Source organism: Micromonospora sp. LZ34, assembly GCF_052981855.1.
Map to the genome: position 1 here is coordinate 1 of NZ_JBRIQN010000021.1, position 13,771 is coordinate 13,771.

A 13,771-nucleotide genomic window follows, 5' to 3' on the forward strand; every position below is an offset into this window, starting at 1 on the left:
TGCAGCGACTCCCATGGGACGTCGTCGAGCCCGGCCAGCGGGTCGGTCACTTGATCCATCCAGCGGTTCTACCAGCAGCGGGCAGGGAGCCGGAAGTTGCTGCTGACATCAGTCGTTGACATCAACGGTGGTGGCCGAAGCCGGATGAGTGCGAACGGATGTCGACTCCGACCCGAACCCAGTGGACGTCAGCGGACACTACGACTCTCGCCGAAAGCGCCTTACAAGCGAGGGGTCGAGGTCCCGGCGGGCTGGCCTTCAGTGGGATCTACTCGGCGACGAAAACGCCCACGCCTGGCAGCGTCTCGGTCATCCCTTTGATCCGCAGGACCTGCATAGCCCGGTCGATCACCGGCTCGGTGACCGGTTCGAGACTCGGCGAGACGCCGGCCGCTGGCGGGTGTGGGCAGCCGAGCTGCCACCGTGGTGCGGGGTGCATGTCCGAGCAGACGCCTGCCGTTAACGAATGGCTATGCCTGATCACCGAGTCAGGAACCAGCCGCGAGCAAGCGCACGAGCAACCTCGTCCGATGTCATCTCGGGGAACCGCTCCTTGATGGCGGCGCGAGCCTGCTCTTCCGTCATCTTCCGATCTCGAACGAGATCGGCTTGCTCGGAGGCGAAATCATCCACGAGCCGTTGCCGGGCGTGGGACGTTTGAGTCTCGACCAGGCCCTGCGCGCGTCCGAAGATCACACGCCAGAGGTACGCGAGCAGGCTCACAGCTCGATCGTCTCAGCCAGCATCCGGCGTGACAGTGCCGCCGAGCCCTCGTCTGCTGCGGCTACTTGGCATGCCTCCGGTCGGCCTCGCGCCATACAGCCTCCGTGATGTCCCGCCACGTACCGGCTGAGGTCTTCATCACGGGCCGGCCATCGACCGGGCGGACGCTTCATCGGTGAAGTCGTACGAGACCTCCTGCCCTCCGTCACCGCCGAAGCCCGGTGCCCTCACCCCACCCCAGCCCGGTGCCACCAGCGAGCGCGACCAGGGCGCGATACCGGTCCGGAACAGCCGGCAGGAGCCGATTGACCAGATCCGCGCGGGACAGGACATCCTCGTCAGTGTCCTCTGAGCTAAGGACACTCGATGCCGAACACGTTCGCGGCCCGGCGGTAAGCGGCGAGCCCAGCCCGTAGGATCCGTGCGAGGACATCATCGGCGGGCCGGGGGCTGTCGAGCCCGAGTCGGAACCAGCCGCTGTCACCCGCATCGGCATAGAGGACGGCGGCCTCGGCGTCCAGGATCCCGTAGATCCAGCCGTCGAAGTCGTTCCAATCCACACCGTACGTCCAGGCCTCGTGCTAGATGGCCCGGTACTGCGTTGGCAGTCGGGCGGTCAGCCGGCGTAGCGGGGTTCGCTGAGCCGACGGCGGAATTCCGCGTGAGCGGTCTGGAAGACGCCGTTGAGCCGCTCGAGCTCGGAGTCGGTCGGTTCTCGCCGCAGCCCGACTTCGATCTGGAAGTCGCCGTCTACGATCGCCACGTCGAGGCGGTCGAGCAGGTCCGCGGGAACCCTGGTAATCACGAACTCGCGGAACGCGTCGGCGATCGTGCCCGCCATGTCGCCGCACCCGCAGGTGCGGCCATCCAGGGCCGCACCGAGGTGGCTGCGGCCGATGATCGCGTCCGGGTGTACGGGATCGATGACGGCCAAGCCCTCCTCCAGGACCGTGCGGGCCTCAGACAGCCGTGCCTCATGCTGGAGGAACAGACCGAGCGCGATACCGGCCCGCCCGAGCGTGTCATAGTCGGTGCCGCGGCGCGCCTGTTTCACGGCCTCGGTCAGCCGTTGCTCCGCCAGGCCCGCCTGGCCGGCCTCCTTCAGCGCGAGACCCCAGTTGCGCAGCACCTGACTCCGCAGCTCCGGACGACCGATGCGCTCCGCCCTCGCGTGCGCCGACGCGTACGTGCCCAGCGCCGCCTCGGCATCGCCGGCTTCGTCCTGGGCCATCGCCAAGCCGAGCGTTGCCATCAGCGCCTCCTCCTGCCGGTCCTGGCGGTCGTACGAAGCGAGCACGCGCTCGATCGCATCAATCCGCCCCGCCTGGTCACCGAGATCACGGCCGAGGTTCGCCAGCGCGGACAAGGCGTTGAGCGTCGCCTGGTGGTCGATGCCGAATCGCTCCTCCAAGGCGGCGACCAGGGAGGTGAGCAGAGGCTTGGACGCCGGATCGTCGTGGTCCAGCATCTGAATGACGATCTGCCCGACCTGCTCGACGACCTCGTCCGGCAGTTGGTGCAGGCCGACGAAGAGCGGCTCGCGGGTGCCACCGGCGTGCACAATCGCTGCTCGCAGCGCCAACGCCGAGGCCACCCGCTCGTGCCCGTTGCGCCACAGGTTGGCCACCGCCTCCTCGACGACCTGCCGGGCACCTACCACGTCGCCACGCTGCCGCAGCAGGTCCGCCAGCGGTTCGAGGCCGAACGCGTACCCGGCATGGCCGCGACCGTAGAAGGCGAGCCGCTCCTGCACGCCCTGGCGTAACTCCGCCTCGGCCTCGTCGAGTCGTCCTGCCATGCGCAGCGCCAAGCCCAGATTGAGTCGGTAGGTCAAGTGGTCCTTGCGGGACTCGTGATCGCGCGGCGTCGCGGAGACGGCGTGGCGGTAACACTCGATCGCGCGGTCGCGTTGATCGGCGTTGAGCAGCACATTGCCGAGGTCGCACTGGGCCGAGGCCCATTCCGGGCTGCCGTGGCCGTGTTTGTCCGCGGTGGCCTGCAGCTCGCGCGCCATGAGGTTCTCGGCGTCGCCCATGCGGCCCTCCCGCAACAGCGCGAAGGCCACCTCGACCGGAGTGAGGGGTGTCGTCACGAACCGCGAGTTTAGGGCCAACCTACTGAAGTTCGCGCACCCCCGGTGAGTGAGACTGATCTAGCGAATGCCGGCTCAGGGTTGCGTCGAGGCGGCGGAAGGGCCGCGCCTATCGCCGGACATCAGTCCGAAGCCAACCCTCGTGAGGTAGCCGCGGTCAACCGTCGGGCCGATGGTCAGGTTCGTGTCCGGAACGGGGCAAGGGTGGCACGGATCTGGTCGCCCGCGCCCCAGTCGTCGTCGAACTGGGCCAGCACGGCGAGGTGTTGTCGCAGCTGGACAATCGGCATGCGGGTCCGCCAGTCGCTATCGAGGGAGGCCAGCTCTGCATAGACCTCGAAGAACCGTTGCGCCTCGGGCGGGGGCGAGGTGGACCACACATGGGCGAGGTCGACCTCAGCCCACATATAGGACACCGCCGGGTCGATCAGCGCGGGCTGCCCATCCGGAGTGGCCAGGACGTTCTGTGCCCACAGGTCGCCGTGCGTCAGGCACGCCGGCCGGTCCGGCAGCAGGTCGGGCAGCCGGTGACACAGCCGCTCCAGCGCCGCCCGGTCTCCGCGGTCGAGTGCCGCCTCAACGCGGGGCTGCCCGAGCCACCGAAGCAGCCGGTGCTGTGCGAAGAATGCAAAGCCGTCGTCATCCCAAGTATTGATCTGCCGGCGGCGGCTCAGCCAGTTGTCGCGGTGCCATCCGAAGCGAGGATGGGTCGTGCTCATATGCAGGCGGGCGAGCGCATGCGCGAACTGCTCCCAGAAGGTCTCGCTGCGCGGCCTCGGCCGCAGCACCGACAACACAAGCAGTTCCCGGTCCGCCAGGATCACCTCGGGTGTCGCCACGCCGCCGAGCTCGCGCAGGGCGGCCAGCCCTTCGGCCTCCGCGACGAAGACATCGTCGGCCGGCGCGTCGACGAAGGCCTTGACGAACACCGACGGCGCGTCCCGGCGGGTGGCTATCCCCGCGAGCGCCGCGACCCCACCCGTCGCCGGCTCCACCGCGACGACATCGCGCATCCCGGCCCGGAGCAAGCACTCCAGCACGATCGTTGCCGAACGCACGCAGGCTCCTCCTTGGCCGGCTGCTTGTTCGCAAGATCTTATGTGATGCGTCCTGCTTCACACCGAAGCGGTCACAGGCGCTCCGGCCTGGACCGTGGGTATGCGTCGTCCAGCGACGAGGCCGCTAGCGGATACTCGCTGGCCGCCCGCAGCACTCGGCTCGCTCTACACCGCCCTGCGGAAGGACGGTGACCGTCACCGGCCTGCGGCTGGGCTGAACTCATCGGCGACCGCGCGGAACGACCAAGCCCGACTCGTACGCCGCCACGACGGCCTGCGTCCGGTCGCGCAGGCCGAGCTTCGCCAATATCCGGCTCACGTGGGTCTTCACGGTCTCCTCGCCGAGCACCAGCCGGGCGGCGATCTCCGGGTTGGACAGGCCCTCGGCGATCAGCCGGAGCACCTCGGTCTCGCGGGGCGTCAGCGCCGGGAACGCCGGCGCGGACGCGTCGTGCGGCCGGGGGCGCTGGCGAGCGAACTCGGCGATCAGCCGGCGGGTGACGCTCGGTGCAAGCAGCGCCTGGCCCTCGGCGACCACCCGCACCGCGTCGAAGAGGTGCTCGGCGGTGGTGTCCTTGAGTAGGAAGCCACTCGCGCCCGCGCCCAGCGCGTCGTAGACGTGCTCGTCGAGGTCGAAGGTCGTGAGCATCACGATCCGCGGGCACGCCTCTGGCTCGAACGAGGCGACGATCCGCCGGGTCGCCTCGATCCCGTCCATCGCCGGCATCCGCACGTCCATGAGGACGACGTCCGGCCGTACCCGGCGGCACAGCTCGACCGCCGCCACGCCGTCGGCCGCCGCGCCGACGACCGCGAAGTCGGGCTGGGTGGCGAGCAGCGCGCCGAATGCCACGCGGACGACCTCCTGGTCGTCCACCACCGCCACCCGGATGGTCACGGCGCGCCGCCGCCGTCGCGCGGCAGGACCCCATCGACCACGAACCCGCCCGCGGGTCCGACGCCCGTGGTGACCTTGCCGCCGACCGCGGCGGCCCGCTCCCGCATGCCGGCCAGGCCGTGGCCGCCGTCCGGCGCGCCGGACGGCCCCGGCCCGTTGTCGCGGACGCGCACGTGCAGGGCGTCCTCGCGGTAGTCCAGCTGGACGTCCACCGCCGCGCCGGGCGCGTGCCGGCGGGCGTTGGTGAGCGCCTCCTGGACGATCCGGTACGCGGTCAGCTCGACGCCGGGATCCAGCGGCGCCACCCGGCCGCGCACGATCAGCCGGGTGCTCACCCCGGCCAGCCCGCGGGCCTCGTCGAGCAGCTCGGCGAGCTGCCCCAGGCCGGGTTGCGGCCGGCGCGGGTCGTCGTCGCCGGCGTCCTCGCGCAACACGCCCAGCAGCCGCCGCATCTCGGTCAGCGCCGCCCGGGCGGTGTCGCCGATGCCGACCAGCCGCTTCGCGCCCTCCGGCGGCATGCCGGGCACGGTCAGCCGGGCCGCCTCCGCCTGCACCGCGATCATCGAGATGTGGTGGGCGACGACGTCGTGCAGCTCGTGGGCGATGCGGGCGCGCTCGCCTCGCGCCACGTGGTCCAGCAGCGACGCCCGGAGCTGCCGGTCCTCCACGTCACGCCGGACCGCCCGGTCCCGCGCACCGCGCACGAGCCGGACGGTCAGGTAGGCGAGCATGACGGCCACGGTGACCACGCCGGTGAACGTCGGCCGGACGCCGGTCATCCACCCGAACGTGAGAGCCAGGACCGGCAGCGCGAGCGCCGCGACCGGCTGCACCCGCATCAGCGCCACGGGCAGCGTCGCGCCGAGCGCGACCAGCATCGCCAACGGCACGGGTGCCGGTTGTTCCGGCCGCGACGCGATCTCGCCCAGGCCGCCGAGAGCGAGCACGACCGCCAGCGCGGACGGCCACGCCGCCCGCCCGGTCACGCCTGCACCACGCCACACGTAGGCCATTGTCGGCCAGGCCCCGGAACCTGGCGTCCCTCACGTCGGGGATCCCGGGACCGCCGGAACCGCACGCCAGGGTGACGACCGTGGACCGGCCGGACCGTAGCGTCGAGCACCATGAACGCCTCTATCGAGGTACGCGACCTCCGCAAACGGTACGGAACCACCACCGCTGTCGACGGCCTCTCCTTCACGGTCGCGCCCGGCGAGGTCACCGGCTTCGTCGGCCCCAACGGCGCCGGCAAGTCGACCACCATGCGGGTGATCCTCGGACTGGACGCCCCGGACGCCGGCCACGCGCACGTCGGGGGCCGGCCGTACCGGGCGTTGCGCCGGCCGCTCAACGAGGTCGGCGCCCTGCTCGACGCCGGGGCGATGCACCCCGGCCGGCGCGCCAAGGACCACCTGCTCTGGATGGCACACAGCAACGGCATCCCGGCGCGCCGGGTCGGCGAGGTGCTCGAGCAGGTCGGGCTCGCCTCGGTCGCACGCCGGCGCGCGGGCGGCTTCTCGCTGGGCATGCGTCAGCGCCTGGGCATCGCGGCCGCGCTGCTCGGCGATCCCCCGGTGCTGATGTTCGACGAGCCGGTCAACGGCCTCGACCCCGAGGGCATCGTGTGGATCCGCGGCCTGCTGCGCGGGCTCGCCGCCGAGGGCAGGGCCGTTCTGGTGTCCAGCCACCTCATGGGTGAGCTCGAGGGCACGGCCGATCATCTCGTCGTCGTCGGCCGCGGACGGCTGGTCGTCGACACGACGGTGAGCGACCTGCTCGCCGCCGCGTCGGGCGGACGGGTCGAGGTTCGCACCACCCGGCGCACCGAGGCGATGACCGTCCTCGCCAACGCCGGCGGCACCGTGACGCTCACCGACGCCGACGCGCTGACCGTGACCGAGTTGGCCGCCGAGGACATCGCGGCGGCGCTCACCGCGGCCGGGGTGCCGTTTTCGCAGCTAAGCCCGCACCGTGCGACCCTCGAGGCCGCCTACATGGAGCTGACCCGCGAATCGGTCGAGTTCGGCGTGGCGCAGGTGAACCCATGAGCTTCCGCCACCTGCTGCGAGCCGAGTGGACCAAGCTGCTCTCGGTAAGCCGATGGCTGCTCTCGCTCGCCGCGGCCGCCGTCTTCACCGTGGCCTTCAGCGTGCTCGCCGCCTCCGGCGGTTCCACCGACCGCTCGTCGGACGTCGCCGTCGGCCCGGGCGGCAAGCCGGTCGCCGACGATTTCCACTTCGTGCACAGGACGCTCACCGGCGACGGCTCGATCGTGGTCCGCGTCACCGACCAGCAGAACAGCCACCCGCAGTCGATGGCCGGGGTCATGATCAAGAACGGCGTGACGCGGGGATCGTCGTACGTCTCGCTCGCCGTGACGCCCGACGGGAGCGTCCGCATGATGGCGGACTTCCGGGACGTCGAGAAGCGTGCCGGCGCCGCACCGCGCTGGCTGCGGCTGACCAGGACGGGCGCGCACGTTGCGACGTACGACTCGACGGACGGGTCGACCTGGCGCGAGATCGGGGCGGTCGACCTGCGGGCGCTGCCGGCGACGGCGGAGATCGGCATGTACGTCAGCTCGCCCGGCGAGATCCGTCTGGAGCGGTCGGCCGGGGCCACGTCGGTCGGCCAGCGGCCGACGACCGGGCAGGCGACGTTCGCGGATGTGCGCGTCGACGGCTCCACCGGATCGTCCTGGAAGAGTGAGGATCTGATCCAGCCGGGCCTGGAGAGGAAGGGCGGGCCCGCACCGGGCGGCACGACCGAGGGCGCCGGGACGTTCACCCTGACCGGAGCCGGCGACATCGGGGTCAACGAGCCGCCGGACGACACCGTCCAGATCGGACTGTTCGGGACGCTGGCCGGCCTGCTGGTGCTGGTACCGCTCGGCGTGGTGTTCGTCACCTCCGAGTACCGGCGCGGGATGATCCGTACCACCTTCGCGGCGGCGCCGGCCCGGGCGCCGGTGCTGGCCGCCAAGGCGGTCGTGCTGGCCGGCGTGACGTTCGCGGTCGGACTCGCGGCGGCGCTCGTGGCATTCTTCGTCACCCAGCCGATCCTGCGCGACCACGGGTTCGCGCCGCCGATGTTCCCGACACCGTCGCTCACCGAGCCGCGGGTGCTGCGCGCCGTGATCGGCGCCGCCGTCTTCCTCACCCTGCTGGCCCTGCTCGGCCTCGGCGCCGGCGCAATCATGCGTCGCGGGGCGCCGGCCATCGCCACCGTCATCACGCTGACGCTCGTGCCGATGTTCGTGGGCACCGTCGTGCCGGTCGCCGCCGCGCGGACACTGATGCTGATCACCCCGGCCGGCGGGTTCGCGATGCAGCGGGCGAAGCCGGCCACCGACTGGCTGGTGGAGCCCTGGTCGATGATCGGGCCGTGGGCCGGGCTGGCCGTGCTCGGGACGTACGCCGTGGCCGCGCTGGTGGCGGGTGGCTGGCTGATGCGTCGGCGGGACGTGTGAACGTCGTGCGAGCCGAGTGGACCAAGGCGCGGACGCTGCCGAGCACGCCGTGGCTGCTGGTGGGGCTAATGGCGCTCACCGTCGGGGTGGCCGCGCTGGCCGCCGGGACGCTGCACGTTCGCGAGTGCGCCGACCCGGCCAACTGTGGCGAGGACTTCGCGAAGCTGTCGCTTTCCGGTCTGTGGCTGAGCCAGGCCGTCGCGGCGGTGCTCGGGGTGCTGGCGCTCGGCAACGAGTACGGCACCCGGATGATCACTGTGACGGTCGCCGCGGTACCCGGCCGGCTGCGCGTGCTGGCCGGCAAGGCCGGCGTCGTCCTGGCGCTGGTGCTGATCCCGGCCGTGCCGGGCGTCGTCGCGGCATTCGCGCTCGCGCGAATGATCTTCGCGCACAGCGGTTTTGCGCTGCCCGATGCGGTCACCGGCGCCTCGTTGCGCGCGGCCGGCGGGACGGTTCTCTACCTGGGGCTGATCGCGCTGATCGCCCTTGGTGTGACGGCTGTCGTGCGGGATACGGCGGGTTCGCTCAGTGTCGTGCTGGTCCTGCTCTACGCAACGCCCGCGCTGGCCCTGGTCGTGAGCGATCCGATCTGGCACGCGCGGCTGCAGAAGTTCTCCCCGCTCACGTCCGGGATGGCGATCCAAGCGACGACCAACCTCGACGCGCTGCCGATCGGCCCGTGGCACGGGCTCGGCGTCCTCGCCTCCTGGACGGCGGCCGCTCTCATCGCCGGCGCCGTCTCGTTCCTGGTCCGCGACGCATGACCGACCCTCGGCGGCCTACCGTCAGCCGGTCGTCCAGGAGCGGAGCTTGTCCGGGTTGAGTACTGCCCAGATGTGATCGATCCGGTTGTCGGTGATGTCGAACGCCATCACCGATACGGTGACGCCGTCCAGCTGGGCCACCAGGCCCGGGTGGCCGTTGACCGTACGCTCCAGGAGCGTCACGTCGGGCGCCGCACCGGGTCGGTCAGCGAAGAAGCGTGCGACCTGCTCGGCGCCTTCGAGCGGGTGGAGCGCGGCTGTGACGAACCCGCCGCCGTCGCCGGTCGCCGTGGCGTCGGGCGCCAGCAGGCCGACGAGGGCGTCGATGTCCTTGGCCTCCCATGCCTGCTTGAAGGCTCTGACGACGTCGGCGCGGTGGGCTGCCGAGACCGCGTCAGGCCGCGGGGCGCGAATGCGCCGGCGGGCGGAAGAGGCCAGCTGGCGGCATGCCGCCGGGGTCCGGCCGACGATCGCGGCCACTTCGGCGAAGGGGTAGCGGAAGACGTCGTGCAGGATGAATGCGACGCGCTCGGCCGGCGTCATCGCCTCGAGCACGACGAGGAAGGCCATGCTGACCGACTCGTCGAGGGTGACCCGGTCGGCCGGGTCGACGACGCCGGCGTCTGGCCGCCCGCTGATCCACTCCGCACGGTCGGGCAGCGGCTCCGGTAGCCATTCGCCCACGTAACGCTCGCGCCTGGCCCGCGCCGAGCCGAGCAGGTCGAGGCAGATACGGCTGGCGACGGTCGTCAGCCAGGCACCGGGGGAGTGGATGCCGTTCTGCTGCTGGGGAGACATGGCGTACCAGCGGGCGTAGGTCTCCTGTACGACATCCTCTGCATCGGCCAGGGAGCCCAGCAGCCGGTACGCGAGGTTGGTCAGCTGACGCCGCTCGCTCATGATCGCGCTCAGGCCCGGATCGGGCCGGCCGTGTCCCGGCTCGGACGGATTGGTCATGGTGTCACCGGCTTCCTTGGACGACCTGCTCACCCCTTACGACGAGCCGTCGTATCGAACTGTGAGGTCGGCGCGTCGCCTCACATCCAGCAGGGCTGTCTCGTCGGACGGATCAGACCCGTACAGGAAGGAAACCGATCGTGGAACCTGTGAACGTCGCGATCATCTACTACAGCGCCACCGGCACGATACATACCTTGGCGCAAGCCGCCGTCGAGGGTGCTGAGAAGGCCGGCGCCAACGTGCGACTGCGCAAGGTTGCCGAGACGGCCCCACCGGAGGCGGTCCGCGCCAGGCCCGAGTGGGACCGGCACCTGAAGGACACCGCCGACGTCGCCGAGGCCGGCCACGACGACCTGGAGTGGGCCGACGCGGTGCTGTTCGGCACTCCCACCCGCTACGGCAACCCGGCCAGCCAGCTCAGGGCGTTCATCGACACCACCGGACCCCTGTGGTTCCACGGCAAGCTCGCGGACAAGGTGTACTCGGCCTTCACCGCCTCCAACACCGCCCACGGCGGGCAGGAGTCCACCCTGCTGGCGCTGGCGAACACGTTCTACCACTGGGGCGGCATCATCGTGCCCCCCGGCTACACCGACCCCATCCAGTTCCAGTCGGGCAACCCCTACGGCACCTCCCACATCGCCGGCGACGGCCCGCCCGATGAGGTGACCCTGCAGGCGGCCCGCTACCAGGCCCGCCGCGTCGTCGACACTACGGCCGCCCTCAAGGCCGGCCGCGCCGCCTGATCCGGCGGGAACTCAGAAGCCAGCTCTACGTCTTCACGTGCAGAGGCCGCCGCCTCCACCTGCCTCCGGCGGGCGGAGACGGCGGCCTCATTTCGTTCGAGGGCGACGAGATGCTCGCCGTAGTGCGGTCCAAGGCGCTACCGCTGGGCCGGAACCACGCGCGCGCCAGGCCTGCCCGTTCAGCGGTGGACCACGGCCGGCCCGTGTTGGGCCTGCAGCAGTTGCTGCCGATGGTCGTTCTTGAGCCACTTGTGCGAACCGGGCTTGCGTGCCTCGTTCGCCAGGTGCTTGACGCTGAAGTTGCAGGAAAGCTCCTTGAGCTTCGCGCCGGGGCGGCTGCCGACGTACAGCCTCATCGCGGTGTCGTCCTTGTGGGCGAGCTGGTAGATCCCGGCGTGACGGCCCAGGCTGATGCACATGGCGGTGAAGAGCACACTGACGGGCGCGGGCTGCTCACCCGCGATCCGGTTGAGCACCGTGTCGGCGGCGTGTGCGCCCAGACAACTCGAGGCGTAGGCGCTCATCCGGAACGGCAGGTCCGACGGTGCCGTCGAATCTCCGGCCGCGACGATGCGCTCGTTGTCGATGCTGGTCAGCGTCTCGTCCGTGAGCAGGCGCCCCACCGCGTCGGTGCGCAGCCCGCTGCGCGCGGCAAGATCGGGCACAGCGAAGCCGGCGGCCCAGATGGTGACCTCGCTGGGGAGTTCGCGGCCGTCACCGAGGTGCACGGCGTCGCGTGTCACCGCCGTGGCCTTCGTGTCGGGGCCGTCGAGCACGGTCACCCCGAGCTTGGCGAGCCGCTTGGAAGCCGTACGTCGAGCCCGAGGGTGCAGGTACGGACCAAGCATGCCTCCGCAGACCAGCGTCACCCGGCGGCCCTGCTCCGCCAGCTCCGCGGCGGTCTCGATGCCGGTCGGACCGGCTCCGACGACCGTCAGTGGCGCCGTTGCCGGCTTGGCGTCGATGACCGACCGCAGCCGCTGCGCCGCCTCCAGGGTGGCGATCGGGTAGGCGAAATCGGCCGCGCCTGGCACCCGCAGGTCAATGTCTCCGCTGCCCACCGCGTAGATCAGGTAGTCGTAACCGACCGTGCCGCCCTCGACCAGCGCCACGCTGCGATCGGCCGCGTCAATCCGGGCCACGGTGTCGACGACCAGCCGGACACGCTCGGCCAGGATCTCCCGGTAGTCGACGACCGCCGCGTGGGACCCGCCCACCAGCTGGTGCAGGCGAAGACGCGCGACGAACGTCGGACGTGGATTGATCAAGGTCACGGTCACGTCGTCGCGCTGCATCAGACGGTTGGCCGCCATCACGCCGGCGTAACCGCCGCCGATCACGACCACCTCGGTGTTTCCCGCCATGGTGTCTCCTCCGGTGCAGGGGGTTCGGCCACAAGACACCGCGTGATGGATCGCTGTGACATACGTGAGTCAGCTCACCCCCTGCATGGGGTCGGCATGAGCCGCACGGTCGGGCTGATGCATCCGCGGATGCGTGTCGGATGGCCGTCGCGGAGGTGACCCCCATTACGCCGTCAGGACCCCGCGTAGGCTGCGGACGGCGTCGAAGGCCGGGTTGACGTTCCCGGCGGCGTCCTGCCACAGGTCGTGCCATTCGGAGTCCGTGGCCATGATCCGGTCGAGGGCCCTCACCGCCAGCACCGCCAGGTTGTCGGGTACATCGAGCCGGCCGCCGTCGCGCAGGAAGTCCGGTGCGTACGGAGAGGTGATCGGCTGTCCGCCGGGCAGCTGCGCGGCCACGATCGCGGCGGCGGCGATCGCCTCGCAGGCGATGTCGGCGTCGAGGTAGCCGTCCTCGCCGGCGGCCCGGGTCAGCGCCTCGCGGACCAGCGCCGGACGCTGGGCTGTGTCGGCGTCGTCGAGGTCACCACACCAGTCGGCGGCGGTGTCGTTGTCGAACGGCCCGCTGTCCCAGCTCCCCACTGCGCCTCCCATGGTCGGTTGCGCGGGCATTCTCGCAGCGGACACCGACAGGACCCCGCCGATCACGAAGGCGGCTATGGTGCCCGGATGGCGATCGACGGGCCAGGACGGTGGCGGGCGGGGACGGCATCGGCCGAGCTCGACACGTACCTGCGCCAGTTTGCGGCGGGCGGCTATCCGGTGGCCCGGGTCGTCCACGCGGCGTGCGTCCGGTGCGGCGGGTCGGATTTCGGGGTGCGGGTCGACGACGACCCTGGCTATGCCGAACGCACCTGCCACGCGTGCGGTGACCGATCGCTCCTGCTCGATGCCGCCGACGTCGCCGAGGACGCCGATCCCGGTGACGCCGCCTGCCCCTGCGGCGGTGAGCGGTTCGACGTTGCAGTCGGGTTCGCGCTGCGCGAAGACGGTGAGGTCCGGTGGGTGTCGGTGGGGTTGCGCTGCACCGCAGACGGCGTGCTCGGTGTCTACGCCGACTGGAAGATCGACTACTCGCCCAGCGGCCACCTCCTGGCACGGGTCTGACAGGGCGATCGGGTGACGCCGCCGCAATTTCGTTACCACCCGGATCCGGTCGCGACCGGATCGGCCGTTCCCACCGTCGAGGCGTGCGTTCTGTGCGGGGTTCCGCGCGGCTGGCGGTACGCCGGGCCGATCTACGGCCGCCAGATCGATGTGCTGTGCCTGCACTGCATCGCCTCAGGTGAGGCATCGCGGATGTTGACCGGCGCCGCCGAGTGGCCCTGCATGTTCACCGACGCGAGCGACGTGCCGCAGGACGTTCCGATCGCCGTCGTTGAGGAGGTCACCCAGCGCACGCCGGGGTTCAACTCCTGGCAGCAGCCGAGCTGGCTGTATCACTGCGGCGACGGCGGCGCGTTTCTCGGCACTGCCGGGTACGAGCAGCTGCGCGCCCACCCTGACGCGCTGGAGATGATCCGGGACGATCTACACCGGCTCGGATGGCCGACGGATCAGGCCGACCAGATGCTGCGGCGGATGGACGGCACCGGTGAGCCGACGGCGTACCTGTTCCGGTGCCTGCACTGCGGCGTGCACCTGGCCTCCTGGGACATCGGATGATCGTGGCTGTTCAACGCCAACGCCTACGCGGT

General features: G+C 71.0%; 15 protein-coding genes and 1 pseudogene. 6 read left to right on the top strand and 10 right to left on the bottom strand.

Going from position 1 to position 13,771, the window contains the following annotated elements; all coding sequences use genetic code 11:
• Nucleotides 1-268: 268 nt before the first annotated feature.
• The 7 genes and pseudogenes from ACVCAH_RS21645 to ACVCAH_RS21675 form a co-directional block, all read right to left on the bottom strand.
• A pseudogene (locus ACVCAH_RS21645) lies at nt 269-364 on the bottom strand (GntR family transcriptional regulator); the annotation flags it as partial.
• Between the two features lie 116 nt (nt 365-480).
• A complete protein-coding gene (locus ACVCAH_RS21650; protein WP_447137997.1) occupies nt 481-723 on the bottom strand; it encodes a hypothetical protein in 243 nt (80 codons plus the stop codon).
• A 353-nt stretch (nt 724-1,076) separates the two neighbouring features.
• Nucleotides 1,077-1,283, bottom strand: coding sequence for a hypothetical protein (locus tag ACVCAH_RS21655; protein ID WP_447137998.1), 207 nt, complete (start codon nt 1,281-1,283; stop codon nt 1,077-1,079).
• A gap of 56 nt (nt 1,284-1,339) precedes the next feature.
• Entirely contained in the window at nt 1,340-2,815 is a 1,476-nt protein-coding gene (locus ACVCAH_RS21660) for a hypothetical protein (protein WP_447137999.1), read from the bottom strand.
• Nucleotides 2,816-2,991: 176 nt separating this feature from the next.
• Nucleotides 2,992-3,873 carry a fructosamine kinase family protein gene (locus ACVCAH_RS21665; protein WP_447138000.1) on the bottom strand — a complete coding sequence of 294 codons (882 nt, stop codon included), beginning with the start codon at nt 3,871-3,873 and terminating at the stop codon, nt 2,992-2,994.
• A gap of 220 nt (nt 3,874-4,093) precedes the next feature.
• Nucleotides 4,094-4,771 carry a response regulator gene (locus tag ACVCAH_RS21670; protein ID WP_447138001.1) on the bottom strand — a complete coding sequence of 226 codons (678 nt, stop codon included), beginning with the start codon at nt 4,769-4,771 and terminating at the stop codon, nt 4,094-4,096.
• The gene (locus ACVCAH_RS21675; RefSeq protein WP_447138002.1) at nt 4,768-5,757 is read right to left on the bottom strand and encodes a sensor histidine kinase; all 990 of its coding nucleotides are present in this window, start codon (nt 5,755-5,757) and stop codon (nt 4,768-4,770) included. Before ACVCAH_RS21675 ends, ACVCAH_RS21670 begins: the two co-directional genes overlap by 4 nt.
• Nucleotides 5,758-5,895: 138 nt before the next feature.
• On the opposite strand from ACVCAH_RS21675, the gene ACVCAH_RS21680 reads away from it, so the two are divergent.
• The 3 genes from ACVCAH_RS21680 to ACVCAH_RS21690 all read left to right on the top strand — a co-directional run bounded on the left by ACVCAH_RS21680 (nt 5,896) and on the right by ACVCAH_RS21690 (nt 9,004).
• Nucleotides 5,896-6,819, top strand: coding sequence for an ABC transporter ATP-binding protein (locus tag ACVCAH_RS21680; protein ID WP_447138003.1), 924 nt, complete (start codon nt 5,896-5,898; stop codon nt 6,817-6,819).
• A complete protein-coding gene (locus tag ACVCAH_RS21685; protein ID WP_447138004.1) occupies nt 6,816-8,240 on the top strand; it encodes an ABC transporter permease subunit in 1,425 nt (474 codons plus the stop codon). Before ACVCAH_RS21680 ends, ACVCAH_RS21685 begins: the two co-directional genes overlap by 4 nt.
• A gap of 68 nt (nt 8,241-8,308) precedes the next feature.
• Nucleotides 8,309-9,004, top strand: a complete 696-nt coding sequence (locus tag ACVCAH_RS21690) for an ABC transporter permease (RefSeq protein WP_447138005.1) — start codon at nt 8,309-8,311, stop codon at nt 9,002-9,004.
• 21 nt (nt 9,005-9,025) lie between these two features.
• Here the strand turns inward: ACVCAH_RS21690 and sigJ are convergent, their stop codons facing one another.
• Complete coding sequence (gene sigJ / locus ACVCAH_RS21695) at nt 9,026-9,961, bottom strand: RNA polymerase sigma factor SigJ (protein ID WP_447138006.1); 936 nt, start codon at nt 9,959-9,961, stop codon at nt 9,026-9,028.
• A gap of 137 nt (nt 9,962-10,098) precedes the next feature.
• Here sigJ and wrbA point away from each other — a divergent pair, with 137 nt between their 5' ends.
• Nucleotides 10,099-10,710, top strand: coding sequence for an NAD(P)H:quinone oxidoreductase (gene wrbA / locus ACVCAH_RS21700; RefSeq protein ID WP_447138107.1), 612 nt, complete (start codon nt 10,099-10,101; stop codon nt 10,708-10,710).
• A 179-nt stretch (nt 10,711-10,889) separates the two neighbouring features.
• Here the strand turns inward: wrbA and ACVCAH_RS21705 are convergent, their stop codons facing one another.
• Nucleotides 10,890-12,056 (bottom strand): NAD(P)/FAD-dependent oxidoreductase, encoded by a 1,167-nt coding sequence (locus ACVCAH_RS21705; protein ID WP_447138007.1) that lies wholly within the window; start codon nt 12,054-12,056, stop codon nt 10,890-10,892.
• Between the two features lie 183 nt (nt 12,057-12,239).
• Nucleotides 12,240-12,656 (bottom strand): DUF4259 domain-containing protein, encoded by a 417-nt coding sequence (locus ACVCAH_RS21710; protein ID WP_447138008.1) that lies wholly within the window; start codon nt 12,654-12,656, stop codon nt 12,240-12,242.
• A gap of 87 nt (nt 12,657-12,743) precedes the next feature.
• On the opposite strand from ACVCAH_RS21710, the gene ACVCAH_RS21715 reads away from it, so the two are divergent.
• Together ACVCAH_RS21715 and ACVCAH_RS21720 are read left to right on the top strand one after the other, a co-directional pair.
• Nucleotides 12,744-13,181, top strand: a complete 438-nt coding sequence (locus tag ACVCAH_RS21715; RefSeq protein WP_447138009.1) for a hypothetical protein — start codon at nt 12,744-12,746, stop codon at nt 13,179-13,181.
• 12 nt (nt 13,182-13,193) lie between these two features.
• The gene (locus ACVCAH_RS21720; protein WP_447138010.1) at nt 13,194-13,739 is read left to right on the top strand and encodes a CbrC family protein; all 546 of its coding nucleotides are present in this window, start codon (nt 13,194-13,196) and stop codon (nt 13,737-13,739) included.
• Nucleotides 13,740-13,771 lie beyond the last annotated feature (32 nt).

Excerpts from the sequence above, each read along its gene's own strand:
- ACVCAH_RS21680 (WP_447138003.1), top strand. The coding sequence starts at position 5,896 with ATGAACGCCTCTATCGAGGTACGCGACCTCCGCAAACGGTACGGAACC.
- ACVCAH_RS21715 (WP_447138009.1), top strand. The coding sequence starts at position 12,744 with ATGGCGATCGACGGGCCAGGACGGTGGCGGGCGGGGACGGCATCGGCC.
- ACVCAH_RS21685 (WP_447138004.1), top strand. The coding sequence starts at position 6,816 with ATGAGCTTCCGCCACCTGCTGCGAGCCGAGTGGACCAAGCTGCTCTCG.
- sigJ (WP_447138006.1), bottom strand. The coding sequence starts at position 9,961 with ATGACCAATCCGTCCGAGCCGGGACACGGCCGGCCCGATCCGGGCCTG.
- ACVCAH_RS21690 (WP_447138005.1), top strand. The coding sequence starts at position 8,309 with ATGGCGCTCACCGTCGGGGTGGCCGCGCTGGCCGCCGGGACGCTGCAC.